The organism is Humidisolicoccus flavus (assembly GCF_045689595.1).
Lineage (GTDB): Bacteria > Actinomycetota > Actinomycetes > Actinomycetales > Microbacteriaceae > Humidisolicoccus > Humidisolicoccus flavus.
The window spans coordinates 430,838-455,420 of the sequence record NZ_CP142724.1 but is presented as its reverse complement, the minus strand read 5'-3'; the positions used below and the strand labels follow the sequence as shown (position 1 = coordinate 455,420).

Below are 24,583 nucleotides of genomic sequence, written 5' to 3'. Positions count from 1 at the left end.
CGCCCCTTGAAGGCGTGAACTCGGCTCGACGCAGCGAGCTGTCTAGCTCACGCCTCAGGAGACTCGCTGCTCGCGTGCATGGATGAACGCCGCCAAGACCGCTGGCACGTCGTGAAGACTATCGAGACGCTCCGCAGCGAGGGTCTCACCTGCGCCAATCTTGACGCCGAGGTCGTGTTCGCCAAGCACCTCGAACCCGTGTTCGTCGGTCACATCGTCTCCGAAGAACACAACAGAGTCTGCGCTGAAGTGCGCGCGCAGTGCCGACAAGGCTTCGCCCTTGTTCGTCTTCCGCACCGCGAACTCGACGACATCTTTTCCTTGCGTCATGTACACGTCTGGGGTCGACAACCGAGCAATCGCCGCGGCCACGAACTCGGAGCGCCTCTCGACCGGCGCTCGACGAACGTGGAACGCAGCGCCGAAGGGCTTCGGTTCGAAGAACAAGTCATCGCACTCTGCGATGAGAGATTGCAGCACTGCAAAGATGTGCTCGCGGCGTGCGGTTTCCTCCGCGTTCAAATGTGCATCATCTGCTGCGAGTCCCTCCGCCCCGTGCGATCCGATGAGCACCGCGTTCTCCGGCGCTGCAGACACCGCAGCCAGACTCGCCCGTGCTCGCCCCGAAACGAGCGCGAGTGTCACTCCCGGAAGCGCGTCGAGCGCTGGCAATAGCGCCGCCGACTCGGGGATCGCTGCCGAGCGCGCCGGATCATCGCCGAGGGGCGCGAGTGTCCCGTCGAAATCCAGCGCGAACACAACGCGCGGAGATTCAGCGATACGCGCGAGCGCGGTTGCCACAGACTCCACGGACATCTACCGACCTGCTTTCAATTCGAGGGCACGAAGAAAGTTCTGTGCCCAGAGATGCACATCGTGTTCCATCACTTGCTCGTGCAAGGCGGTCATCCGCTCAGCCTGCTCCGATGCCGGCATTGTGATGGCACGAAGAATTTCTTCCGCAAGGTGTTCCGAGTCGTGCGGATTGACGATCACCGCGTCTTCGAACTCGTCTGCAGCGCCGGCGAATTCGCTGAGCACCAGAACGCCAGAGTCCTCGTGCGCAGTCACGTATTCCTTCGCGACCAGGTTCATGCCGTCGCGAAGTGGAGTCACCAGCATGACGTCCGCGGCTTTGAGGAGTGCCAGCGTTGCGATTCGCGGGTACGACGATCGAAGATACGTCACCGGAGTCACACCGATGTCTCCGTGTGCGCCATTGATCGTTCCCACAAGACGCGCGATCTCGTCACTCAATTCTGCGTACGCAGCAACACCTTCGCGGCTGGGGCTTGCCAGTTGGACGAGCCGTACGTCGCGAGCAGAGATGGAGCCCGACGCGAGGAGGGAGCCGTAGGCCTCGAGACGATTCGGGATGCCTTTGGTGTAATCCAGCCGGTCGAGCCCGAGCAGGATCGTCGAGGGGTTTCCGAGTTGCTCGCGAAACCGTTCGGCTTGCTCTGCGACGGCGGGATTCTGCACTTCTTCGAAGAACTGCGCAGAGTCGAGCGAGATCGGGAACGCTTCTGCGACCACTGAGCGCTCGTCGACCTTGAGCGAGCCATCGGCCTCATCGGCATCGATCTCGAGAAAATCAAGGACCGCTTCTCGGAAATGCTGCACATCAGAGGTGCGCTGAAACCCGAGCACATCGGCGCCGAGCAGACCGCGCAGGATTTCTTCGCGCCACGGAAGCTGCGCGAAGAGCGAAGCAGGCGGAAACGGAATGTGGTCGAAGAAGCCGATCACCAGATCTGGCCGCGATTCTCGCAGCATCATTGGCACGAGCTGGAGCTGATAATCGTGGACCCAGACCTGCGCTCCCTGCGAGGCCAACTCCGCAGCCCGATCTGCGAAGCGGCGATTCACACGGACATACGCCTCCCACCATGTCGACTCGTAGCGAGGCTGGACGATGAGGTCGTGATACAGCGGCCACAGCGCATCGTTCGAGAAGCCCTCGTAGAACTCTTCGAACTCTGCGCTGGAGATCTGCACGGGCACGATCTCCATGCGATCCATCGAGAACTGTGAAATCTCCTCGTCGAGCACACCGGCCCATCCGATCCAGGCACCGGCCTGTTCCTGCATCACGGGCTTCATTGCCGTGACGAGCCCTCCAGGAAGCGAGCGCCAGGCAACATCGTCGCCGGATCCTTGTCGCTCAACCGGCAGACGGTTCGAGAGCGCGAGAAAGTTGTACGTCGTGAGGGTCACGTTGACTCCGATTCTGTTATCTCCAGGCTAACGAAATCGCGAAAGCGCCGAGCCGCAAAGGACCCGGCGCTCACGGTGTTTAGACGTCGATGCGTTCCCGGTCGAGACCCTGGCCCTGCACGATGAACTCCTTGCGCGGAGCAACTTCAGAGCCCATGAGCAGTTCGAACAGTGATGCAGCGGCTTCGGCGTCTCGAACGTTGACTCGTCGAAGCGTCCGCTTCGAGCGATCCATCGTTGTCTCTGCAAGCTGGTCCACGTCCATTTCGCCGAGACCCTTGTACCGCTGCGGCGGCTCCTGCCAGCGCTTGTTCTGACGCTTCAGTTTCGTGAGCAGTTCATGCAACTCTGCGTCGCTATAGGTGTAGATCACGTCATTCGGTTTCGATCCCGGGTTCATGACGACGACGCGGTGCAATGGCGGCACTGCAGCGTAGACACGACCGGCTTCGAGCAGTGGACGCATGTAGCGATGGAAGAGTGTCAAAAGGAGTGTACGGATGTGCGCACCGTCGACATCGGCGTCCGACAGGATGATGACTTTCCCGTATCGAGCCGCATCGAGGTCGAACGAGCGGCCGCTGCCAGCGCCGATGACCTGGAGAATCGCGGCACATTCGGCGTTCTGCAACATGTCGGCGAGCGACGCCTTCTGCACGTTCAGGATCTTGCCGCGAATCGGGAGGATCGCCTGGTATTCGCTATCACGAGCAGGCTTCGCCGTACCGAGCGCCGAGTCTCCCTCGACGATGAACAGTTCGGTGTTGTTCGGATCATTCGATCGGCAGTCTGCGAGCTTTGTGGGGAGCGATGAGCTCTCCAGTGCGGACTTCCTGCGCTGCGTCTCCTTCAAGCTCCGAGCCGAGAGTCGCGCCTTCATCTCGCTGACGACTTTCTCCAGCACGACGCCGCTTTGCGCTTTGTCTTCCCGCTTCGACGAGGCGAAGCGCAACGCGAGTTCCTTTTGCACAACATTGGCAACGATTTGACGCGCCGCAGGAGTGCCAAGCACTTCCTTGGTCTGCCCCTCAAACTGCGGCTCTGGAATGCGCACGGTCACCACCGCGGTCAGTCCCGCCAGCACGTCGTCCTTCTCGACTTTGTCGGTTCCCGCTTTCAACCGACGCGCATTCGCGGCGACCTGCTCACGAATGACCTTCAGGAGCGCGGATTCGAAACCAGTGGTGTGGGTACCGCCCTTCGGCGTCGCGATGATGTTCACAAACGACTGAGCGATGGTGTCGTACCCCGTGCCCCAGCGCAGCGCAACGTCAACCTGACAGGTTCTCGCGAGCTCCTTCGAGACCATGTGGCCGCTGTCATCGAGGACAGGCACGGTTTCGGTGTACTTGCCTTCGCCTTGGAGACGCCACACATCGGTAACTGATGGGTCGGGCGCCAGGAATTCGACGAACTCTCCGATCCCGCCTTCATATCGAAGGATTTCGCTCGTGGTCTCTTCACCCCGTTCATCGATGATCTCAATTCCGAGACCAGGAACGAGAAACGCAGTTTGGCGCGCGCGCTTGACGAGCTCCTCGAACTGGAAGTCAGCGTCCTTCGTGAAGATCTGCGGGTCGGCCCAGTACCGAACACGAGTGCCGGTGACACCCTTTTTCACTCGCCCGAGCTTCTTCAACGCGGATGATTTTTCAAACGGCGTGAACGGCGCGTCCGCACTCGGTTCGCTGACGTCGTCGAAGTTGCCCGGCTCCCCTCTTCGGAAGCTCATTGCCCACGTTGCGCCGTCTCGATCGACTTCGACGTCGAGTCGAGCGGAGAGCGCATTGACCACCGAGGCGCCGACACCGTGCAGGCCGCCCGCCGAGCCGTAGGCGCTCCCACCGAATTTTCCGCCAGCGTGCAGTTTCGTGTAGACCACCTCGACACCCGTGAGGCCAGACTTTGGCTCGATGTCGATCGGCACGCCGCGCGCCAAGTCACGAACTTCGACACTGCCGTCGTCATGGAGCACCACCGTGATCGTGTCGCCGTGACCTGCCAGTGCCTCGTCCACCGAGTTGTCGATAATCTCCCAGAGGCAATGCATCAGGCCACGAGAATCGTTCGAGCCGATGTACATTCCAGGGCGTTTCCGTACCGCTTCGAGCCCTTCTAGAACAGAGAGGTGTCTTGCGGAATAGTCGGACGCCGCCACGGGTTTCCCTTCATGTAGACAATGCTCCGCTAAGCCTAAGCAACGGGCGCATGAGAATCACGATGACACTCTGAGGCCTACGCCTCGGGCGAACGATTCCGGGCGTAACCTGCAATCCAAGGCAGAGCATGCAACGATAGATCTATCAAGAGCAGAAGGAGGCCGTGATGACCGAGACACAAACCCTTGAGCACGACGCAACGAGGGCACTCAGCGGACTTGACCGTTGCGACAGCTGCGGCGCACAGGCGTATGTACGAGTCACGATGTCGAGTGGCGAACTACTCTTCTGCGCACACCACGCTGCGAAGCACAAGCCGGGCCTTGAGGCACTGGCTGACGTGTGGCACGACGAGTCAGAGAAGCTCAACGAGCGTTAAGGCTTTCGGTTGAATCCACTGGACGAAACGTTCAGCGATTCAACGAAAAGCGGGCGATCACCTTTCGGTGATCGCCCGCTTTTTCGTGTTTGACGATTTATTCGAGGTAGTCGCGAAGTGCCTGCGACCGTGAAGGGTGGCGAAGCTTCGCCATCGTCTTCGATTCGATCTGACGGATCCGTTCGCGAGTTACGCCGAAGGTGTCGCCGATCTGGTCGAGCGTCTTCGGCATGCCGTCGCCAAGGCCGAAGCGCATCTTGATCACACCAGCCTCACGCTCTGAGAGCGAGTCGAGCAGTGACTCAAGCTGACGCTGCAACATTGTGAAGCCAACTGCGTCCGCAGGAACAACTGCTTCGGTGTCTTCGATGAGGTCACCGAATTCGCTGTCGCCGTCCTCGCCCAATGGGGTGTGGAGCGAAATCGGCTCACGCCCATACTTCTGCACCTCGACGACCTTCTCAGGCGTCATATCAAGCTCGCGGGCAAGCTCTTCCGGCGTCGGTTCACGACCGAGATCCTGCAGCATTTGCCGCTGCACACGAGCGAGCTTGTTGATGACCTCGACCATGTGCACAGGAATACGAATCGTGCGCGCCTGGTCCGCCATCGCACGAGTGATTGCCTGGCGGATCCACCAGGTCGCGTACGTAGAGAACTTGAAGCCCTTCGTGTAGTCGAACTTCTCGACTGCGCGAATGAGACCGAGGTTTCCTTCTTGAATGAGGTCGAGGAACTGCATTCCTCGGCCCGTGTAGCGCTTCGCGAGGCTCACGACCAGACGCAGGTTGGCGCCCAGGAGGTGGCTCTTCGCACGCTGACCGTCACGTGCGATGGCCCGCAGTTCGCGCAACAACTTCTTCGGAAGGTCATCACTGTTCGCAAGTTTGTCCTCGGCGAACAGGCCTGCCTCGATACGCATAGCAAGTTCGACCTCTTCTGCTGCATTCAGAAGAGCGACTTTACCGATCTGCTTCAGATAGTCCTTGACCGGGTCTGCGGTCGCACCCGTGATCGTCGTCGAGTACACCGGAACTTCATCGTCATCAGTGCTCGAGAGCACGAGAGCGCCAGAAGGAAGCTTCTGCACTTCTTCGCTCGGCTCTTCCGGCTCAGCGGTTTCTTCCTCGACGACCTCGGTGTCAGCTTCGAGCACCTCGGGCGCCGCCTTTGCACGCCCACGACGCTTTGGAGCTGCAGCAGGAGTGGTTGCGGCGACCGAAGTGGTGGCCTCCTCTGCTGCGAGAGCCTTCGCGGCTGCTGCCTTCGTGGCAGGAGCCTTCTTCGTAGCAGCCTTCTTGGCAGGTGCCTTCGCTGCTGGAGTTGCAGCAGTCGTCTTTTTCGCCGCCGGCGCTTTCGCGGCGGGAGTTGCCTTCGTAATCTTTGCCTTCGTTTCTTTCGTCGCCGCCGCAGTTGCTGCTGCGGGCTTCTCGGCCTTCGCTGCAAGAGCTTTTTCGCTCGCTGTCTTCGTTGCGCGTGTCGCCATGATGCCTCCCCAGGGCCCGCAGGTGATTGCGGGCAGTATGACGACCCATGTCAAGTCCTGCAAAGGATCGACCGGGTCGTCCTTCCATTATAGAATGGATCTCCCAATTTCTATGAATCGAGGGCACGCTCTCGGATTCATATGCAGGGAATTCGAAGATTTGCATTCCTGAAGAGAGCAAACCGCGAAGCGGCACCGTTTGTTCCTCTGCATCGACGAATACGCCGTTCGGCTGTCGTTAGCTCGGGCACGCCCGCCGCGGCCCGACCTCATCTTCTTCGTTCCTATTCGTCGCTGTTCCGTCGTAACCTTCTCGACAGCGCTATCCACAGGGGCGCCACCGTAATACCGTCGTCCAGACGCATGCGCGTTCTCGTGCGTCGCCGGGTCACGATGAGCATGATCGTTCCGAACAGCAGGATCACGAGTTCGAATGCGAACGCGAACCGGAACCCTGTCATCGAGTAGAGCCCAGCGTCAATGCCCCGTTCAAGGTTCATCCGGTGGACGGCATCGAGCATCACGCCAATGACCCCCATCATCACGAAACTCGCGAGGAATCCTCCACTGTTCACGAACCCGTTCGCACTTCCGAGGGAACGGACTGGGTTGAAGGTCCGCGCGAAATCAAACCCGATCAACGACCCCGGTCCTCCGATCCCGATGGCGACCAGCATGATCACAACGATCGCCGTCGGGGGCTGACCGGGCCAGAGCACAACGGCAAGGATCGCAGCAAACATCACGGCGACGATGGCAATCACGATGTTGGAACGGCGAAGCGGGTATCTCGCAGTCGCGAGCCCGAGGAGCGGTCCGGAGACGATCCCCGTGACAACGACTGTGGATATCAGTGCTCCTGCGAACGGAGAGGACCACCCGAGTGCGCCAGTGAGGAAGGGATAACCCCACAACAACGTGAAGACAGTCCCAGGCGACTGCGTCACGAAATGAGACCAGAACCCGAGTTGCGTCCCGGGTTGGCGAAGACTCTCTCGCAGTTTCACCCACCAGGACGCCGGGAGCATGATCGTGTCGGTTCTCGTGCTCACAACGCCTCGCGGCGCATCCGCGAGGAAGAACAGGCACACGATGAAAACGCCAACGCTCGCGATCGCAATCGTGCTGAAGGCCCACGTCCATCCGACTTGCGCAAGCAGCGCAGCGAACGGCACGAAGGAGAGGAGCTGACCCATCTGGCCGATGTTGCCGGTCCACTGTGAAATCTGCGGCAGGATCGGCCCGCGGAACCAGGCACTGAGCAAACGGATGACCGAGATGAACGTGCAGGCATCCCCTGCTCCGACCAGCATCCGAGCACCGACGGCCTGCCAGAGTTCCGGCGAGAACGCGAGAATCGTCTGGCCAATTCCCAGAAGAAGCGATCCGGCGACGATGAGCGCCTTCGGACCAAATCGATCCAGCAGCACTCCAACGGGAATCTGCAATGCCGCATAGACAATCAGTTGCGCAACGGCGAGCGACGAGAGTGCCGTCGCACTGATATCGAACCGTGCGGAAGCCTCCGGGCCAGCAACGGAGAGGGACGAACGGTGCAGCACCGCGACGATATACGCAAGGCACGCCAATGCCCATACCAGCCACGAACGCTTGCTATTCACTGGAAGACGCCGATCGCCCTTCGTTGCGTTGCCGGGACAGCGATGTCATCGCTCGCCGCGATCTCCTCGATCACGGCGCAAGAAACGCTCGAGTTCTGCCGCGAGTTCATCTGCACTCGGAATCCCGCCGTCCTCGTCGACGAGCGGCGACCGCACTTTCGAATCGGCCATGTACGCGTCATAGCGCGACTCGAGATTGTCGAGGAGAGTGCGGAGTTCCTCGTTCGTGTCGAGCTGCTCTGCAACGAGCTGTTGGAATTCGCGCTGTTGCTCCCGCAGCTCTTCGGTCGGAAAGACGAGACCGGTTGCATTCGTCAAATTCTCGAGCGCGGCGATTGTCGGTGCTGCTCCACCCGAATCGCCCAGGTAGTGCGGGACGAGCACGATGAATGTCGCGACCGAGGCCCCGCTTCGAATGAGTCCGTCTTCGAGAAAATGCAGTGCGGCAGCAGGAACTGTCGATGTGGGTTTCCACACCGAATAAGCCTCCACCAGATCCTTCCGGGTGCCCGAAACGGTCACGCCGACCGGACGCGTGTGCGGAACCGGCATCGGAATCGCGTCGAAAATGATCGTCTGGCCCACTTGGAACCGCTCGGCGACTTCGACGACCGCGGCGGTGAATCGGTCCCATTGATAATCAGGCTCCGGACCCGCGAGCAGCAGAAACGGGCGGCCGAGATCATCGACGCGACGTTCGACGTTCAGTTCATGGCGCTGGATCGACTCGACGTGGTCCTCGACGAACAGCACCGTCGGCCGACGCGAGCGCATATCGATCAACTCGTCGGTATCGAAACGAGCCACGACATCGGATGAATCATTGGCACGCAGCGAATCACCGAAGCTCTGCGTCACCCCGGCAGCATCGGCGAACCCGTGCAAGGCGATTACCAGCGGCAACCCCTTTTCGGGGTTCGCATCGTACTGAATGCTCACAAGTTCGAGTGGGTCTCGCATAGCTGCAAGCGTATCGAGGTTCGTGATGGTGTCGGACGCCCTGCGGCACCTGGAGCGGGCGGGTATCGTGGTGTCCCGTGACTATTCCGACTCTGAATCTCAGTTCCAACCTCGCCGATTCGAAGGCAGACATCACTGTCTACGCCGTGACCAAGACCAAAGACGGTCCGGTTGCCGCGGGCTTTCCCGTTGAGAAGTTGCTCGCCCTCGGCGTAACCGGCGCCGCGGACCAGGTCGTTCGGGCCGAGCACGAAGGCAACGCGATTGCACTGCTCGGACTTGGCTCCTCGGTCACGCCTGCAGCACTCCGCACGGCAGCGGGCACAGCCGTGCGCACGCTTTCCGGACTCGGACACATCGCATTCGATCTCCTTGGCGACGGCGTGCACGACGCCGAGTCGTTGAGCGCGATCCTGGTTGGCGCGGGACTCGGTTCGTACTCCTTCAGTGCCTACAAGCAGGAGTCGCCGGAATCGCGTTTGGCAGGCACGATCACCGTTCGGGGCGCGCATGATGACGAGCTGATCTCGTCGGCTAATGCGCACATTGCCGCGGTCTTCCTGACCCGTGACCTTGCGAACACACCCCCGAACGACCTCTCCCCCGAACGCTTTGCCGAGATCGCGGTCGAGCAGGGCGAAGCAGCAGGGTTGTCGGTCACAGTCCTCGACATCGCCGGTTTGAAGGCAGAACAGATGGGCGGGCACCTTGCCGTCGGCCAGGGCTCGTCGCGCGGACCCCGGCACGTCATCGTCGAATGGGCACCCGAAGGAGCGTCACGACACGTCGCGCTCGTCGGAAAGGGGATCACCTTCGATACGGGTGGACTCTCCTTGAAGCCTGCAGCTTCGATGCAGCACATGAAGTTCGACATGACAGGAGCGGCCTCAGTGCTCGCTGTCACGATCGCTGCGGCATCGCTGAACCTTCCGGTCAAGGTCAGTGCTCACCTCTGTCTGGCCGAGAACATGCCCTCCGGGACGGCAACTCGTCCCGATGACGTCATCACCATCCGCGGAGGAAAAACCGTCGAGGTGACGAACACCGACGCTGAGGGGCGCCTCGTTCTCGCCGACGGTCTCGTGCTCGCAGCCGAGGCGAAGCCCGACGCGATCATCGACGTCGCAACCCTGACCGGCGCCCAGCGCGTCGCTCTCGGCGACCGCTACTCAGGAGTCATGGGCAACAACGAGCAGCTGATCCAACGGGTTCTGACCGACGGCCGTGCGGTTGGCGAATCACTCTGGCCGATGCCGACGCCCGACGAGCTCCGACCATTGCTCGATTCACCAGTTGCGGACATCGCGAACGCGAAGATCGGGAACACGGCAGCAGGAATGTTGCTCGCCTCGGTCTTCCTGCGCGAGTTCATCGGAAACGACGCCAACGGCCAGCCACTCCCCTGGGCACACATCGACATCGCGGGACCCTCCACCAACAATGGCTCAGCATGGGGTTTCACTCCTCGAGGAGGCACGGGCGTCGTCGTTCGGGGCCTGATCGAGACAATCCGTTCGTTCTCGGAGGAACCGCAAGCATCTGAATCTGAAGGGCGTTAGGATTATCTTGCGGAATATCCCCGCCATGCCCGGCTGCGTCGCCAAGTGCAGCAGCCGATTCCGACTACAAGGAGCATCTGCGTGACAGACCAGAACTTCGACCTCGTCGTCCTTGGTGGCGGCAGCGGTGGCTACGCAGCCGCCCTGCGCGCGACCCAGCTCGGACAGAGCGTCGCTCTCATCGAGAAAGACAAGCTCGGCGGCACCTGCCTCCACCGAGGCTGCATCCCGACTAAGGCAATGCTGCACTCAGCAGAGGTTGCTGACGTGACGCGCGAAGCAGCGAAGTACGGAGTGCACGCAGACCTGCACGGCGTCGACATCGAAGCGGTCAACGAATTCCGCTCGAAGCTCGTCGATGGCAAGTACAAGGGCCTCCAGGGCCTCGTGAAGTCGAAGGGCATCACCGTCATCGCCGGCGAAGGAAAACTGACTTCGCCGACGACCGTTCAGGTGGGCGACGACACCATCACCGGAAAGAACATCGTGCTCGCGACCGGTTCGTACTCGCGCACGCTTCCAGGTCTGACGATCGAGGGCCGTGTCATCACGAGCGAGCAGGCCCTGCAACTCGACTGGATTCCACGTCGTGTCGCAGTGCTCGGTGGCGGTGTCATCGGAGTTGAGTTCGCAAGCGTTTGGAAGTCTTTCGGCGCCGAGGTCACGATCATCGAGGGCCTACCGCACCTGGTTCCGAACGAAGAAGAGAGCGTCTCGAAGCAGCTTGAGCGCGCATACAAGAAGCGCGGCATCGAGTTCAAGCTCGGCGTCCGTTTCCAGGGCGTGACGCAGAGCGACGAAGGTGTACAGGTCACCCTCGAAGGTGGAGAAACCATTGACGCCGATCTGCTGCTCGTTGCAGTCGGCCGCGGCCCCTCGACCGCAGACCTCGGTTTCGAGGACGCCGGTATCGAGATGGACCGTGGATTCGTGCTCGTCAACGAGCGCCTCCACACGAACGTTCCAGGCGTGTACGCGATCGGCGACATCACTCCAGGGCTCCAGCTCGCCCACCGCAGCTTCCAGCACGGCATCTTTATCGCTGAGGAGATCGCAGGCCTCGAGCCCCAGGTCATCCCGGACATCAACATCCCGAAGATCACCTACTGCGACCCAGAGGTCGCGTCGGTTGGTTACAGCGAACTGAAGGCCAAAGAGCACTTCGGTGAGGATCAGATCGAGGCGTTCGAGTACAACCTCGCTGGAAACGGCAAATCGAGCATCCTCGGTACCGCTGGTTCGGTCAAGGCAGTTCGAGTCAAGGACGGCCCCGTTGTCGGTGTCCACATGATCGGTGCTCGCGTTGGCGAACTGATCGGTGAAGCACAGCTCATCGTCGGGTGGGAAGCACACCCTGACGACATCGCGCCCCTGGTCCACGCGCACCCAACTCAAAACGAAGCACTTGGTGAGGCGTTCCTGAAGCTCGCCGGCAAGCCGCTCCACACCCCTTAGAGATCGTTAGGAACGACACATGAGTGAAATCACACTCCCGGCGCTGGGTGAAAGCGTCACGGAAGGTACCGTCACACGCTGGCTGAAGCAGGTTGGTGACACGGTCGCGGTCGACGAACCAATCGTCGAAGTCTCGACCGACAAGGTCGACACAGAAGTTCCCTCGCCATTTGAGGGTGTCCTCGAAGAGATTCTCGTTCAGGAAGACGAGACCATCGAGGTTGGGACAGTGCTTGCGCGCGTCGGAGATGGCAGCGGTGCAAGCGGTGGCGACAGCGATGCAGACGAGAGCGAAGAAGCAGCTCCGGCTGCCGAATCGCAGGAGACCGAGGCGCCGAGCGACGACGCACCAGCTGCCGACGCTCCCGTTCAGGAGGAGCCATCCCCGGAACAGGAAGAGCCCGCAAAGGACGCACCTGCCGCTGACGAAACCGCAGAGGCGAAGGACGAAGAGGCCGCACCAGCTGCTGCTCCTGCTCCGGCTCCGGCAGCCTCAGCACCGAAGGCACCCTCGGCACCCGCTGCCCCGTCTGCTCCGCGCTCGTCGGACGGCCCGGTCTACGTGACGCCAATCGTTCGCAAGCTCGCGAACGAGCGCGGCGTTGATCTCGCCTCGATCTCGGGCACCGGTGTCGGTGGGCGTATCCGTAAGGAAGACGTACTCGCAGCTGCAGAATCCGCTCCGAAGTCGAGTGCGGGTTCGACGGCAGCATCGAAGCCGACCGTCGAGGTTTCGGAACTTCGCGGAACGACCGAGCCACTCTCGCGTCTCCGCAAGGTGATCGCGAAGCGCGCAGTCGAGTCGATGCAGGCAACTGCACAGCTCACGACCGTGGTTGAGGTCGATGTCACGAAGATCGCTGAACTGCGCACCCGCGTCAAGGACGAGTTCCTCGAAAAGACCGGCCAGAAGCTCAGCTTCCTGCCGTTCTTCGCGCTTGCCGCCGTCGAGGCGCTGAAGACGTACCCACGTCTGAATGCGACCGTCGAGGACGACAAGATCACGTACCCAGAAACCGAGAACCTCTCGATCGCCGTTGACGCTCCGCGTGGCCTCCTGACTCCAGTGGTCAAGGGCGCAGGCGAACTGGACATCCGTGGATACGCAGAGCAGATCGCAGATCTCGCGAACCGTGCACGCGACAACAAGCTCGGCCCCGACGAGCTTTCCGGTGGAACGTTCACCCTGACGAACACGGGTTCGCGTGGTGCACTCTTCGACACCCCGATCGTCTTCCTTCCGCAGCTCGCGATCCTTGGTGTTGGTGTCGTGCAGAAGAAGCCCGTAGTGGTCTCGGCCGGTGGCGTTGACGCGATCGCTGTTCGTTCCATGGTCTACCTCGCTCTGAGCTACGACCACCGGATCATCGACGGTGCGGACGCTGCTCGCTACCTCGGCCAGGTCAAGGAGCGCCTCGAAGGCGGCGCGTTCGAAGGCGACCTCGGTCTGTAGCAAACTCTCGTTGAAAAAGGGTCCCGGTTTTTGGCCGGGGCCCTTTTTCTGTTGATCGCGAAAGCTTCACGAGATCGCGGGAAGGACAACCGCAACGCACGCGGCGCTCACAGCAGCGCTTGCGGCGAGCAGCCAGACCGGTCGGCGCACTCGGCGTAATTCGAAGAGCAAGGCACTCGCCACCTCTTTTGCTGGCGGGAATGATGGAACCGGTCGTAGCCAGCCAAACGACCTCCTCGCGACTTCATGTCGGGACTCCTCAGCCGCGATGCTTGAGATTCGTCGGCTTCTGCGAGTGTTGGGAATCTTTGGTGTTGCCGGAGTAGGCGCACTCGACAGGGGCAGCGCGTCGCCGAGTTCGAGCAGGAACGACTCAAAACGGTCGATGGGGACAGAATCATCGACGACATTCGCAAAGAATCGAGCCTTCGCCTCAGCGGTGTCCGCGCTGAGCGTGCATTCAAACAGTTGCTCCGCGAGAGCGAGCATCGCTCGACGATCGGCATGCACCCAGGTATTGCTCGCTCGCCAGGCGGGTGTACTTCGCTCGGTACGTTGCCGAGCACCTCGAAAACTGAGCATTGGCGCTCCCTCAGCATCGATCGTGATGTCGCCGATTGTCAGCGCAATTCCCGCGATCCCCACATTGTGCGCTCTCGAAAGGGTCGCGGTAATTGGCGCGAGAATCGTGATGAGTTCGCCGAGCCGGAGCGAATGATGCGGTGTGAGCCACTCGCTCAACGCCGTACCGCCGCGAACAACGACGACGACGCCAGCGTGCACCCGAGCACAATCGATGACCGCTCGAACGTGGCGAGTGGTGAGCATGGACATGGAATGAAGGCGGTGATCGAGTTCGAGCAGGTCGTCTTCGGGCAGTGTGAGGCCGAGATCGCGATCCTGCCCATCGTTCCCTGCTCCCGCACTCGGCGCTTGACCCTCGCTGAAACTTCGAGCGGTATAGAGCTGTAGTTCTGCAGGTTCACCGTTCACCTCGACCACCGCGGTCGAAGTCGATCGCCACCGTAGAATCCGATACCCCGCGATCCGTTCTTCTGCACGAACCGGATCGCGCCGCGCCACGAGTGTTCGAGGGAATGTTTGCTGCGTCATGGCCGAAGCATCCGATGATCCTCGAACACAACGACCGAGGACACGCGTCCTGTGGAGCCTCCCTAGGGTGTGGAGTCGCCGACCGATCCGACCAAACCGGGTTCCCGGAACCGGTACGATATTGACCATGGCGCGGAAAGAGAAGAAGAATAAAGGTCCCGGTCGTTTGAAGACGACTTGGCAGGTCTTCCAGATGACTCGGAAGGAAGACCCGGCAGCACTCTGGTTGATGATTGGCGGCTTCCTGCTGCCCATCGTGATCGCGGTTTTGCTCGCGATTTTCGTCTCGGGCGCCGATATTCTCTTCACGATTCTCTGGGTGATCTCCGGCGTGCTCGTCGGTCTCATGGTCGCTCTCTCGATCCTGACCCGACGCGCTGAAAAGGTCGCTTACCGTCAAATCGAAGGTCGTCAGGGGGCCGTCGGAGCGATCCTGAAAGACGGACTTCGCGGCTCATGGCAGACCAGCGAAATGCCGGTCGCGGTCAGCGGAAAGACCCGCGATGCGGTTTACCGTGCAGTCGGTCGTGCGGGCGTCATCTTGATCGGTGAAGGCCCGAAGTCGCGCGTGACGAAGCTCGTCACCGACGAACAGCGCAAGGTAAAGCGAATCGTTCCGAACGTTCCGATTCACATCATCTGGGTAGGACCGGACGAAGAAGCCATCCGCCTCGCGAACCTCACGAAGTCGATGAAGAAGTTCAAGAAGACGTTGACACGCCCAGAGGTTGCAGCGGTTTCCAACCGCCTCACCTCGCTCGGAGGAATGGCCGTGCCAATTCCAAAGGGAGTCGATCCCACGAAACTTCGCGCAGGCAAGCCGCGCTGAGCACCAGATTTCCTTGAATTCGTCTCTCGTGTAACGCCAACGAAACATTCGAGACACTCCAGAGCAATAGCCATCTCCTAGGCTTGAGGGAGGGCCACGGCCCCATTCCCCCAAGAATCCCCCAACCCCAGGAGCAAAATGTTCAAGGATTCCAGCGAGGTTCTCGCGTTCATTAAAGACACCGAGGTCGCCTTCCTCGACATCCGTTTCACGGATCTCCCCGGAGTGCAGCAGCACTTCAACATTCCAGCGTCGACAGTCGATGAAGAATTCTTCACCGTTGGTCAACTCTTTGACGGCTCCTCGATTCGCGGGTTTGCAACGATCAACGAATCAGACCTGCAGCTGATTCCAGACGTCACCACGGCGTACATCGACCCGTTCCGTACGGCGCGGACGCTCATCATGGTGTTCGACATTTACAACCCGCGCACGGGTGAGATCTACCACCGTGACCCCCGTCAGGTTGCGAAGAAGGCCGAGCAGTTCCTCGCCTCGACTGGAATCGCCGACACTGCGTTCTTCGCACCCGAAGCAGAGTTCTACCTCTTCGACGAGGTTCGTTACGACGTGAAGCAGAACACGAGCTTCTATTCTGTCGACTCGCTCGAGGGCTCCTGGAACACGGGCCGCGACGAAGAAGGCGGAAACCTCGGAAACAAGACGCCGTACAAGGGTGGCTACTTCCCTGTCTCCCCGGTCGACAAGCAGGCTGACCTCCGCGACGAAATCTGCCTGAAGCTCAGCGACGCCGGCCTCATCCTCGAACGCTCGCACCACGAAGTCGGCACCGGCGGCCAGGCTGAGATCAACTACCGTTTCAACACGATGGTGAACGCGGCCGACGACATCTTGAAGTTCAAGTACATCGTCAAGAACACCGCCGACGAATGGGGCATGACCGCAACCTTCATGCCGAAGCCGCTCTTCGGTGACAATGGTTCGGGTATGCACACGCACCAGTCGCTCTGGAACGACGGCGAACCGCTCTTCTATGACGAGAACGGCTACGGCGGACTGAGCGATGTCGCTCGTTGGTACATCGGTGGACTCCTCAAGCACGCTCCAGCGGTGCTCGCGTTCACCAACCCGACGATCAACTCCTACCGCCGCCTCGTCAAGGGCTTCGAGGCTCCCGTCAACCTGGTGTACTCGGCTGGAAACCGCTCTGCGGCGATCCGTATCCCGATCACTGGCACGAACCCGAAGGCCAAGCGCGTCGAGTTCCGTGCGCCAGACGCTTCTGGAAACCCGTACCTCGCATTCGCTGCACAGCTCATGGCTGGACTCGACGGCATCAAGAACCGTATCGAGCCGCACGAGCCGGTTGACAAGGACCTTTACGAGCTGCCACCAGAGGAAGCAAAGGGCATCCCACAGGTTCCTGGTTCGCTCGACGGCGCGCTCGACGCTCTCGAAGCCGATCACGAGTTCCTGCTCGAGGGTGGCGTCTTCACGCCGGACCTCATCTCGAACTGGATCGCCTACAAGCGTGAAAACGAGATCCTGCCAATGGCACAGCGCCCACACCCGTTCGAGTTCGAGCTTTACTACGGCGTCTAAGCCGAATCACGAACTCGGATCAACGACTGGGGCCGCATCTCTTGGGGGATGCGGCCCCTTCTTCTTGCCCGCTGGGTCGAAGAAATTGCACCGTGCAACGCCTGATCGGTTCTCAGTAGCATGAGGGTGCGGCAGTGTGGCCGCCCCGAATGGAAGGCAACGAGCGATGGCGCAAGCGAACCGGATACCACACCACATCGGCGGAAAACGAGTACAGGAAGCGGCTGCGACGAGCCCCGTCTTCGACCCGAGCCTCGGCACTGTGCAGGCAGAAGTCGCCCTCGCCGATGCCGTGCAGATCGCCTCCGCGGTGCAGATCGCCTCGAACGCACAACGCGACTGGGCTCGAACCGGACTCGCCAAGCGCTCGGCCGTGTTCTTCCACCTGCGCGAAATTCTCACGAGCCGCGCGACCGAGCTGGCGACCGTGATCTCGCGCGAACACGGGAAGACCATCGACGACGCGCTCGGTGAGGTCACGCGCGGAATCGAGAACGTGGAATTCTGCGCTGGACTGATGCATCACTTGAAAGGTGACTTCGCGAGCCAGGTGTCGACCGGGATCGACGTGCACCAGCTCCGGCAAGCGCTCGGCGTCGTCGCGTGCGTCACGCCGTTCAATTTCCCGGCGATGGTGCCGCTCTGGATGGTCACCACGGCGCTCGCTGCCGGCAACGCAGTCATTCTGAAACCCTCAGAGCGCGACCCCTCGGCGGCGCTGTGGCTGGTCGACGCCTTCGAGGAGGCTGGACTGCCCGCTGGTGTTTTGAACGTCGTTCATGGCGATAAAACCGCTGTCGACGCGCTGATCGAGCATCCGGATGTCGCTGCGATCTCATTCGTCGGATCGACCCCGGTTGCGAAGTCCATCTATGCGAACGCAGCGGCACACGGCAAGCGGGTTCAAGCGCTCGGCGGCGCCAAGAACCACATGATCGTGATGCCTGATGCTGATCTGGGTATGGCGGCCGATGCAGCGGTGTCTGCAGCGTTCGGCTCGGCCGGAGAGCGCTGTATGGCGATTTCCGTGCTCGTCGTCGTCGGCGGCATCGGCGAGCAGCTCATCCCGCTCGTCGCCGAACGAGCACGTTCCCTCCGTATCGGCAAGGGCAGTGACACCGAAAGCGACATGGGCCCATTGATCTCGGCGGACGCGCTCCGGCGTGTGCAGGGGTTCCTCGATTCCGCTGAAGAAGTCGGAGCCGAGCTCGTTGTTGATGGCCGGTCCGCGAAGTTGCCCGAGGCCGGGTATTTCATCGGACCGTCGCTCGTTGATCACGTCCAACCCGGCATGCGAGTGTACGACGAAGAAATCTTCGGCCCTGTGCTCTCAATCGTGCATGTGCCTGATTATGCGAGCGCGGTTGCCCTCATCAATGCGAACCCCTTCGCCAATGGGACCGCCCTGTTCACACGAGACGGCAAAACAGCGCGAAGCTTCAGCAATGACATCGAGGTCGGCATGGTCGGAATCAACGTGCCGATCCCTGTGCCGGTCGGAGCGTTTTCCTTCGGCGGTTGGAAGAATTCGCTCTTCGGCGACACACACATGTACGGGCCCGAGAGCTTCAATTTCTACACCCGACGAAAGATCGTGAGTACTCGCTGGCCAGAACCGAGTGAAAGTCAGATCACCATGGGCTTTCCGACGAACAGCGCCTGAGCGTTACTCGGATTCTGTCACTGCAGCGGAGTCGTAGAAGTGCTTTTCGAAGACGCGTCGAGCAAGCCGCGTCGCCTGCAGATACTCCTCCTCGAGTTCGGTCGCGAGCCCGGGGCCTCGGCCGAGCAAACGTGAAACGAGTTCGAGCGGTTCTCTCACCGTCGGAAGCACATCACTGGTCCGCGCCCCCACGAGCGTGAGCGCGTTGCGGATTCGTGAGGAAAGCACCCACGACCGCTCGAGTGTTTCGCATTCGTCCGGCTCGAGTAGACCCACATTGACGAGCTCATGCAAGGCATCGACCGTGCCGGTGGTCTGCAATGCGGGATAGCGGGCTGCGTAGACGAGTTGGAACAGCTGTACCAGCCATTCGACATCGCTGAGCGAGCCGACACCGAGCTTGACGTGACGTGTGCGGTCAGTGCCCTGCGGGAGACGTTCCGCCTCGACACGCGCCTTGATCCGACGGACTTCACGGATGCCGTCCTGAGGGAACTCTGCCTGGTATCTCGAGCGATCAATCAATTCGACGAAGTCATCGAGCAGAGCCTGATCCCCGACGTACGGGCGGGCTCGAAGCAGGGCCTGAGATTCCCACGTCAGCGACCAACGTTCGTAATAGGCCGCATAGCTCTGCAAGGTTCGAACCATCGGCCCGTTCTTGCCTTCGGGGCGAAGCCCGGCATCGACGACAAACGGCAAACGGGGGTCGGCCGTCAACTCGTTGATTCGAGCGATGAGCGACAGCGCCTTTTGGGTCGCATTGCTCTCGCCATCGAGCGGTCGACAGACATACATGACGTCGACATCGCTGCCGAACCCGATTTCAGACCCGCCGGTTCGCCCCATCGTGATGATCGCGAACTCGAATCCATCACGAGCAGATGAGTGTTCGAATCGGACTGCGGCTCGGAGCGTTGCGCGGGCGATCTGTGTGAGCGATGCGCCGGTTTCGAACACGTTCTCGATCATGAGCACGCTAGCGAGCGACGCTCGGAGGATTTCTCTGCGCCGAAACGCTCGAAGACCCTTGACGAAGGCTTTCGAGTCGCCAGCCGAGCGAGCAACGAGCGCATCGACCTCGCCGTCGAGTGCGGAGGCGCTGCGACCACGCATGGCATCCTCGTCGTCCAGCCAACGCACTGATTCCGGGACCACTTCGAGTAAATTCGACGCGTACTTCGACGAGGAGAGCACGGTCATGAGGCGCTCTCCGGCCAGGGCCGAATCTCGCAGCATCCTCAGGTACCAGGGAGTGCCGCCGAGCGTCGCGCTCAATCGCCGGAACGCGAGCAGCCCCGTGTCAGGATCGGGACCCTCCGCGAGCCATTCGAGGAGCACCGGGAGGAGCAGCCGCTGAATCTGCGCGCGACGGCTCACTCCGGCGGTGAGATCCGCGATGTGTGCGAGGGCACCCTTCGCATCGACGAATCCGGAAGCGCTCAATCGCGCCGCCGCTTGTTCGCTCGTGAGCTGCGTGCCGCCTTCCGGCAGAGAGGCAACGGTCGCAAGCAATGGGCGATAGAAGAGACGCTCGTGCAGCGTGCGAACGCGCCGCTTCACCTTGGTCCAGGTGTCGCGGAGCTCGTTGCTCGTACTCGCGAGTCGGCTGGAACGAGCGAGCGCGCGGAGCGCCTCATCGTCGACCGGCATCAGATGCGTTCGTTGCATTCGCACGAGTTGTACACGGTGCTCGAGCACTCGGAGCACTTTGTAGTCGGCGGCGAAGTCGCTCGCCTCAGCGCGCCCGACGTATCCGCGATCAGCGAGTGCCGGTAACGCTTCGAGGGTTGCGCGCTGCTGGACCTCCGCATCGGCGGCACCGTGCACGAGCTGCAGGAGCTGAATCGTGAACTCAATATCGCGAAGTCCACCCGGACCGAGCTTGAGTTGGCGCTCGACCGACTCTCTCGCAATGTTCTCTGTGACGCGCTCTCGCATGCGCTGCACGGACTCCACAAAACCGTCACGGCTCGACGACTTCCAGACGAGTGATCGAACGGATTCCTCGTACCTCTTGCCAAGCGAGGCGTCTCCAGCTGCGGCTCGTGCTTTCAGCAGTGCCTGGAACTCCCACGACTTTGCCCACCGGTCGTAATAGGCCAAGTGCGAAGGGAGGGTGCGCGTGAGGGCGCCGTCTTTGCCCTCCGGTCGAAGATTCGCGTCGACCTCCCACAGTGCAGGTTCACGAGAGATCTCCATGCATCCGAGCGACGTCTCCTTTGCGAGTAGCGTCGCGATCTGTCCCGCGCGGTTGTCTTCGATCTCGTCGGCCTCGTGCACCCAGATCACGTCGACGTCGCTGATGTAGTTCAGCTCTTGAGCGCCGAGTTTTCCCATCGCGATGATCGCAAATTTCGTGCGGCTGACTTCCTCACGAGGAAACCGCTCGGCCGCTGTTGAGCGAGCAATCGCGAGTGACGCTTCGAGCGCCGCGTCGGCGAGGTCCGAGAGCGCCTGAGCAACGCGAGGAAGAATTTCCCACGGTTCATCATCGTGCAAATCAATGGTGGCAACTCGAATCAGGAGCCGTCGATACTCCGCCCGGAATCGTTGAATGGCAAGCGGCCGATCCACGGTTGCAAAGCCGTCTGTAGCGCCCACGGCTTTGAGCAAGGCAGCCGTGATCTCCGAACCGCTCGGGAGGGTTTTGGCGTCTTCAACTTCCGACAGAAACTCGGGATGCTGCAACAGCACCTCGCCGAGTCCCCGCGACGCGCCGAGCACTCGAACGAGCGCTCTGCACGATTCCGGTCGTCGAAAGATCGCAGGGACTTCATCACGGGATCGGAGCATCCGCGCGACCAGCGCGAGTGCACTGTCCGGATCAGCCGCGACCCGGAAGACTTCGAGCGATTCCGGGCCGAGGATCTCCGCCACCTCTTGCGCGATGGCCTCCGATTCGCTCGGCGAGAAGAACCCGAGCCTGACTAACTTCGACCGTGCGGACTCGATCCGAGCCATGTCACAGAAGCCTGAGGTTTGCCTCGAGCTCGTACTGGGTGACCTGCGCGCGGTAGCGTCGCCAATCCTCGCGCTTGTTTCGGAGCACGAAACTGAAGACCTGTTCGCCGAGCGTCTCCGCGACGAGTTCCGATTCTTCCATCACGCTCAATGCTCGATCGAGGCTTGCTGGCAATGGCGTGTATCCGAGTGCCTTGCGCTCGTGATCGGTGAGCGACCACACCTCATCTTCAGCCTCTGCTGGGAGCTCGTATTCTTCTTCGATGCCCTTCAGCCCGGCCGTCAACATGAGCGCATACGCGAGGTATGGATTTGCTGCGCTGTCGATACCGCGATATTCGACGCGAGCGCTCTGCCCCTTGCCCGGCTTATAGAACGGAACCCGCACGAGGGCGGATCGGTTGTTGTGACCCCAGCAGATCCAGCTCGGTGCCTCGTCGCCGCCCCAGAGACGCTTGTAGGAATTCACGAACTGGTTCGTGATGGCGGTGAATTCCGGTGCGTGCCGGAGCAGTCCTGCCACGAACTGGCGGCCGATCTTCGAGAGCTGATACTTCGCACCCGCTTCGAAGAAGGCATTCTGGTCGCCCTGGAAGAGCGACATGTGCGTGTGCATTCCGCTTCCCGGGTGCTTCGCGAACGGCTTCGGCATGAAGGTGGCGTACACGCCCTCCTCAATCGCGACCTCTTTGACCACGGTGCGGAAGGTCATGATGTTGTCCGCTGTCGTCAATGCGTCTGCGTAGCGGAGATCGATCTCGTTCTGCCCCGGGCCGGATTCATGATGGCTGAACTCGACGGAGATCCCGAGGTCCTCGAGCATGCGCACACTTGAGCGGCGGAAGTCATGTGCCGTACCCCCGGCACGTTGTCGAAGTAGCCGGCGGTATCGACCGGTTCCGGCGAACCGTTCGCGACACTCTCCGGCTTCAGCAGGTAGAACTCGATCTCCGGATGCGTGTAGAAGGAGAATCCGAGGTCGGCGGCCTTCGCAAGCGCTCGCTTCAGAACGTTGCGGGGATCGGCAGCTGCCGGTTGTCCGTCCGGGGTCGAAATGTCGCAGAACATGCGAGCCGTCGGGTCGACGTCTCCTCGCCAGGGCAGGATCTGGAATGTCGAGGGGTCGGCCTTCGCGAGCACATCCGCCTCGAACGAACGTGACAAGCCCTCAACCGCGGAACCGTCGATTCCAAGGCCCTCGGTGAACGCCCCCTCGACTTCCGCTGGCGCGATCGCAACCGACTTCAGCGTTCCGAGCACATCGGTGAACCAGAGGCGAACAAACTTCACGCCTCGCTCTTCAATAGTCCGAAGTACGAAGTCACGCTGCTTGTCCATTGCCACCTCTTTGCTCAAACGCCGGTCAGGCAAACTCTCTGCCTGTGTTCGCCTCTAGGCTATCGGCATGGCGTCCATTCGACTCGCTCTTGGCCAGACAAATCCAACCGTTGGTGACCTCCGCGGGAACAGCGCACAGACTCTTGCTGCTGCGCGTAAAGCGTTCGCCGCGGGAGCCGACCTCTTCGCGGTCGGCGAGATGGCGTTGAGCGGGTATCCCATCGAAGATCTCGCCGCTCGACCAAACTTTCTTGCCGCGAGCCGAGCGGAGCTCGTCGCACTTGCGAAGACCCTCGATGAGGAGGGAATGGGCGAAATGCCGATCGTCGTCGGACACCCGGACGGCCCCTTCGAGCCTCGCCTGCTCGGCACCTCGAATGCGCCGACCGCAATCGCGACCAACAGTGCGAGTGTCCTGCACCGGGGAGCAATCCTCGGCACCTACACGAAGCACCACCTGCCGAACTATTCGGTGTTCGATGAGTACAGGATCTTCATTCCCGGCGACGAGCTCCTGGTAGTCCGACTCAATGGAGTCGATATCGCGCTCGTGATTTGCGAGGATCTGTGGCGTGAGGGAGGCCCAGTGTCGCGGGTACTCGATGCTGGCGCGGAAGTACTGCTCACGATCAACGCTTCGCCCTTCGAACGTGACAAGGACGATGTGCGGCTCCCGCTCGTCGCGCGACGCGCTCGAGAAACCAAGAGCTACGTCGCCTATGTCAACATCGTTGGCGGCCAAGACGACCTCGTCTTCGATGGCGACAGCGTCGTGGTTGATCCAGACGGAACCGTCCTAGCGCGAGCTCCGCAATTCTCAGAATCGCTGCTCATCACAGACCTCGCCATTACACCGGGCCCGCTGGAAGAGATCCAGGATTCGGTCTCGGTGATCACCATCGATACCGAACCGCGCGAGAGGCACGACCTCGACGTGCTCACCGGGGTGGCTACTCCCCCGGACGATCTCGAGCAAATCTGGAACGCGCTCGTGCTCGGGCTCCGCGACTACGTGCAGAAGAACGGTTTCAAGACCGTCGCGCTCGGTCTTTCCGGCGGAATCGACTCGGCCGTGTGCGCGATCATCGCGGCCGATGCGATCGGTGCCGAGCACGTGTACGGAGTCTCGATGCCGAGCCAGTGGTCCTCTGATCATTCGCGCTCAGACGCTGAGGATCTGGCTGAGCGAATCGGCCTGCACTATGAGACGCAGGCGATCGCAGACTTGGTTGCACCAATCGAATCGCAGCTTGAACTCTCCGGGCTCGCAGCGGAGAACGTCCAGGCAAGAGTCCGAGGCGTCATCTTGATGGGCCTTTCCAATATGCACGGTCATCTCATTCTGAGTACGGGCAACAAGACCGAGGTCGCGGTCGGATACTCCACGATCTACGGCGACACCGTTGGCGGATACGCCTGCATCAAGGACGTTCCGAAGACGCTCGTCTGGGAACTCGCGGAATGGCGAAACGCGCACGCGGAACGTCACGGACAGGTCCCTCCGATTCCTGAGAACTCCATTGCAAAACCACCGAGCGCCGAACTCAGGCCCGGGCAGGTCGATCAGGATTCACTCCCGCCGTATCCAGTGCTCGACGGAATTCTCGAACGGATCATCTCGCAGCGAGAAGGTCGGGACGAGATCATCGCCGCCGGATACTCCGACGCCGATGTGGATCACATCATCTCGCTCGTGGATCGCTCCGAATGGAAACGACGCCAGGGCGCGATCGGCCCGAAGATCTCCGGCATGGCCTTCGGTCGTGATCGCCGTCTCCCAATCACCTATCGACCATCGCACATTCGCGGCGAAGAATAGAGTT

Annotated in this window: 16 protein-coding genes and 1 pseudogene; 8 read left to right on the top strand and 9 right to left on the bottom strand. The window is 61.1% G+C overall.

Going from position 1 to position 24,583, the window contains the following annotated elements; all coding sequences use genetic code 11:
* Positions 1 to 54 precede the first annotated feature (54 nt).
* The 3 genes from otsB to U2H20_RS02165 all read right to left on the bottom strand — a co-directional run bounded on the left by otsB (position 55) and on the right by U2H20_RS02165 (position 4,375).
* Entirely contained in the window at positions 55 to 801 is a 747-nt protein-coding gene (otsB, locus tag U2H20_RS02175; protein ID WP_430592876.1) for a trehalose-phosphatase, read from the bottom strand.
* Positions 802 to 816: 15 nt separating this feature from the next.
* On the bottom strand, positions 817 to 2,217 hold the full coding sequence (locus U2H20_RS02170) for an alpha,alpha-trehalose-phosphate synthase (UDP-forming) (RefSeq protein WP_430592875.1): 1,401 nt from the start codon (positions 2,215 to 2,217) through the stop codon (positions 817 to 819).
* 79 nt (positions 2,218 to 2,296) lie between these two features.
* Positions 2,297 to 4,375, bottom strand: a complete 2,079-nt coding sequence (locus U2H20_RS02165) for a DNA gyrase/topoisomerase IV subunit B (RefSeq protein ID WP_430592874.1) — start codon at positions 4,373 to 4,375, stop codon at positions 2,297 to 2,299.
* 167 nt (positions 4,376 to 4,542) lie between these two features.
* Between U2H20_RS02165 and U2H20_RS02160 the strand changes: the two genes are divergently transcribed.
* Positions 4,543 to 4,755: a DUF7455 domain-containing protein gene (locus U2H20_RS02160; RefSeq protein ID WP_430592873.1), complete on the top strand. Its 213-nt coding sequence runs from the start codon at positions 4,543 to 4,545 to the stop codon at positions 4,753 to 4,755.
* Positions 4,756 to 4,852: 97 nt separating this feature from the next.
* Here U2H20_RS02160 and U2H20_RS02155 read toward each other — a convergent pair whose 3' ends face one another.
* The 3 genes from U2H20_RS02155 to U2H20_RS02145 all read right to left on the bottom strand — a co-directional run bounded on the left by U2H20_RS02155 (position 4,853) and on the right by U2H20_RS02145 (position 8,823).
* A complete protein-coding gene (locus U2H20_RS02155; protein ID WP_430592872.1) occupies positions 4,853 to 6,241 on the bottom strand; it encodes an RNA polymerase sigma factor in 1,389 nt (462 codons plus the stop codon).
* A 284-nt stretch (positions 6,242 to 6,525) separates the two neighbouring features.
* The gene (locus U2H20_RS02150) at positions 6,526 to 7,863 is read right to left on the bottom strand and encodes an MFS transporter (RefSeq protein ID WP_430592871.1); all 1,338 of its coding nucleotides are present in this window, start codon (positions 7,861 to 7,863) and stop codon (positions 6,526 to 6,528) included.
* A gap of 45 nt (positions 7,864 to 7,908) precedes the next feature.
* Positions 7,909 to 8,823 carry a proteasome assembly chaperone family protein gene (locus U2H20_RS02145; RefSeq protein ID WP_430592870.1) on the bottom strand — a complete coding sequence of 305 codons (915 nt, stop codon included), beginning with the start codon at positions 8,821 to 8,823 and terminating at the stop codon, positions 7,909 to 7,911.
* Between the two features lie 77 nt (positions 8,824 to 8,900).
* Between U2H20_RS02145 and U2H20_RS02140 the strand changes: the two genes are divergently transcribed.
* From U2H20_RS02140 to sucB, 3 genes are all read left to right on the top strand, one after another.
* The gene (locus tag U2H20_RS02140; RefSeq protein ID WP_430592869.1) at positions 8,901 to 10,382 is read left to right on the top strand and encodes a leucyl aminopeptidase; all 1,482 of its coding nucleotides are present in this window, start codon (positions 8,901 to 8,903) and stop codon (positions 10,380 to 10,382) included.
* A gap of 81 nt (positions 10,383 to 10,463) precedes the next feature.
* On the top strand, positions 10,464 to 11,837 hold the full coding sequence (lpdA, locus tag U2H20_RS02135; RefSeq protein ID WP_430592868.1) for a dihydrolipoyl dehydrogenase: 1,374 nt from the start codon (positions 10,464 to 10,466) through the stop codon (positions 11,835 to 11,837).
* Positions 11,838 to 11,856: 19 nt separating this feature from the next.
* Complete coding sequence (gene sucB, locus U2H20_RS02130) at positions 11,857 to 13,290, top strand: 2-oxoglutarate dehydrogenase, E2 component, dihydrolipoamide succinyltransferase (protein WP_430592867.1); 1,434 nt, start codon at positions 11,857 to 11,859, stop codon at positions 13,288 to 13,290.
* Between the two features lie 66 nt (positions 13,291 to 13,356).
* On the opposite strand, the gene U2H20_RS02125 is transcribed toward sucB, so the two are convergent.
* Complete coding sequence (locus U2H20_RS02125) at positions 13,357 to 14,403, bottom strand: hypothetical protein (protein WP_430592866.1); 1,047 nt, start codon at positions 14,401 to 14,403, stop codon at positions 13,357 to 13,359.
* Positions 14,404 to 14,530: 127 nt separating this feature from the next.
* Here U2H20_RS02125 and U2H20_RS02120 point away from each other — a divergent pair, with 127 nt between their 5' ends.
* From U2H20_RS02120 to U2H20_RS02110, 3 genes are all read left to right on the top strand, one after another.
* Positions 14,531 to 15,232, top strand: a complete 702-nt coding sequence (locus tag U2H20_RS02120; RefSeq protein WP_430592865.1) for a DUF4191 domain-containing protein — start codon at positions 14,531 to 14,533, stop codon at positions 15,230 to 15,232.
* A gap of 138 nt (positions 15,233 to 15,370) precedes the next feature.
* On the top strand, positions 15,371 to 16,795 hold the full coding sequence (gene glnA, locus U2H20_RS02115; protein WP_430592864.1) for a type I glutamate--ammonia ligase: 1,425 nt from the start codon (positions 15,371 to 15,373) through the stop codon (positions 16,793 to 16,795).
* Between the two features lie 166 nt (positions 16,796 to 16,961).
* Positions 16,962 to 18,458: a CoA-acylating methylmalonate-semialdehyde dehydrogenase gene (locus U2H20_RS02110; RefSeq protein WP_430592863.1), complete on the top strand. Its 1,497-nt coding sequence runs from the start codon at positions 16,962 to 16,964 to the stop codon at positions 18,456 to 18,458.
* Between the two features lie 3 nt (positions 18,459 to 18,461).
* On the opposite strand, the gene U2H20_RS02105 is transcribed toward U2H20_RS02110, so the two are convergent.
* Both U2H20_RS02105 and U2H20_RS02100 read right to left on the bottom strand, forming a co-directional pair.
* Complete coding sequence (locus U2H20_RS02105) at positions 18,462 to 21,422, bottom strand: bifunctional [glutamine synthetase] adenylyltransferase/[glutamine synthetase]-adenylyl-L-tyrosine phosphorylase (protein ID WP_430592862.1); 2,961 nt, start codon at positions 21,420 to 21,422, stop codon at positions 18,462 to 18,464.
* A 1-nt stretch (position 21,423) separates the two neighbouring features.
* Positions 21,424 to 22,760: pseudogene (locus tag U2H20_RS02100) on the bottom strand (glutamine synthetase family protein).
* A 67-nt stretch (positions 22,761 to 22,827) separates the two neighbouring features.
* On the opposite strand from U2H20_RS02100, the gene U2H20_RS02095 reads away from it, so the two are divergent.
* Positions 22,828 to 24,579: an NAD+ synthase gene (locus U2H20_RS02095; protein ID WP_430592861.1), complete on the top strand. Its 1,752-nt coding sequence runs from the start codon at positions 22,828 to 22,830 to the stop codon at positions 24,577 to 24,579.
* Positions 24,580 to 24,583: the final 4 nt, after the last annotated feature.

What these genes read in the sequence shown, in the direction of transcription:
- U2H20_RS02105 (WP_430592862.1), bottom strand. Translation starts at nt 21,422, where the DNA reads ATGGCTCGGATCGAGTCCGCACGGTCGAAGTTAGTCAGGCTCGGGTTC.
- sucB (WP_430592867.1), top strand. Translation starts at nt 11,857, where the DNA reads ATGAGTGAAATCACACTCCCGGCGCTGGGTGAAAGCGTCACGGAAGGT.
- U2H20_RS02125 (WP_430592866.1), bottom strand. Translation starts at nt 14,403, where the DNA reads ATGACGCAGCAAACATTCCCTCGAACACTCGTGGCGCGGCGCGATCCG.
- U2H20_RS02120 (WP_430592865.1), top strand. Translation starts at nt 14,531, where the DNA reads ATGGCGCGGAAAGAGAAGAAGAATAAAGGTCCCGGTCGTTTGAAGACG.
- U2H20_RS02095 (WP_430592861.1), top strand. Translation starts at nt 22,828, where the DNA reads ATGGCGTCCATTCGACTCGCTCTTGGCCAGACAAATCCAACCGTTGGT.
- U2H20_RS02160 (WP_430592873.1), top strand. Translation starts at nt 4,543, where the DNA reads ATGACCGAGACACAAACCCTTGAGCACGACGCAACGAGGGCACTCAGC.
- U2H20_RS02145 (WP_430592870.1), bottom strand. Translation starts at nt 8,823, where the DNA reads ATGCGAGACCCACTCGAACTTGTGAGCATTCAGTACGATGCGAACCCC.
- U2H20_RS02155 (WP_430592872.1), bottom strand. Translation starts at nt 6,241, where the DNA reads ATGGCGACACGCGCAACGAAGACAGCGAGCGAAAAAGCTCTTGCAGCG.
- U2H20_RS02110 (WP_430592863.1), top strand. Translation starts at nt 16,962, where the DNA reads ATGGCGCAAGCGAACCGGATACCACACCACATCGGCGGAAAACGAGTA.
- glnA (WP_430592864.1), top strand. Translation starts at nt 15,371, where the DNA reads ATGTTCAAGGATTCCAGCGAGGTTCTCGCGTTCATTAAAGACACCGAG.